Origin of the sequence: Staphylococcus sp. HMSC067F07, assembly GCF_001837405.1 — a bacterium.
GTDB lineage: Bacteria > Bacillota > Bacilli > Staphylococcales > Staphylococcaceae > Staphylococcus > Staphylococcus capitis.
Window position 1 is genome coordinate 1 of the sequence record NZ_KV832207.1, and the last position, 884, is coordinate 884.

Here is an 884-nt window from a genome sequence, read left to right on the forward strand (position 1 = left end):
GTATATTCTATGTATAAGCTTATTTAATATTAACATTACTTGAATATACTATGTTTTACAGAATAAATTCATAAATGTATATGTTACATTAAGTATGTAAGTGTTAATAGTAAACTTTCGAATATATTTATTTTGGCTAAAAAATTTATAAAAATAACAGTATTTATTAGGAGGATTACAATGAAAATAGTAGTTATTGGTGCTACTGGCACAATAGGTAAAAGTGTATCTAAGAAACTTAAAGAAAATAATCATGAAGTTATTGAAGTTGGCAGTAAATCTGGTGATTATCAATTAGATATTACCTCTCCAACAGAAATTGAACAAATGTATAAAGATATTAAAGATATAGATGCTGTTGTCAGTGCCACGGGAGGAGCAACTTTCAAATCCCTATCAGATATGAGTTTAGAAGAAAATAATGTAGCCATAAAAAGTAAATTATTAGGACAGATAAATCTTGTTTTAATAGGCCAACACTATTTAAATAAAAATGGTAGCTTTACTTTAACTTCCGGAATTATGATGGATGATCCTATTTTATTAGGTTCTTCAGCAGCTATGGCAAATGGTGGTGTCTCAGGATTTGTTACATCAGCAGCTGTAGAATTAAAAAATGGTTTAAGAATTAACAATGTAAGTCCTAATGTCGTTGAAGAAGCTTTAGATAAGTATGGAGAATTCTTCAAAGGATTTACAGCTGTTCCAGTTGATAAAGTAGCAAATGCATTTATTAAAAGTGTTGAAGGCGCTCAAACTGGACAAACGTATAAAGTTTATTAATGTTTTAGTATCTCATTATCTTATATTCAATTTTCATTTTTAAAAGACCCAGACGCTGATATGACGGTGTTTGGGTCTTTTTCCTTTAATTAACATAATTA

The 884-nt window shown here is 28.6% G+C and carries 1 protein-coding gene; it reads left to right on the forward strand.

All coding sequences use genetic code 11. The annotated features are described in order from the left end of the window. The first annotated feature begins 180 nt into the window (after positions 1-180). Positions 181-783 (forward strand): short chain dehydrogenase, encoded by a 603-nt coding sequence (locus HMPREF2706_RS00065; protein ID WP_002447413.1) that lies wholly within the window; start codon positions 181-183, stop codon positions 781-783. The last annotated feature ends 101 nt before the right edge of the window (positions 784-884 follow it).

Excerpts from the sequence above, each read along its gene's own strand:
- HMPREF2706_RS00065 (WP_002447413.1), top strand. The coding sequence starts at position 181 with ATGAAAATAGTAGTTATTGGTGCTACTGGCACAATAGGTAAAAGTGTA.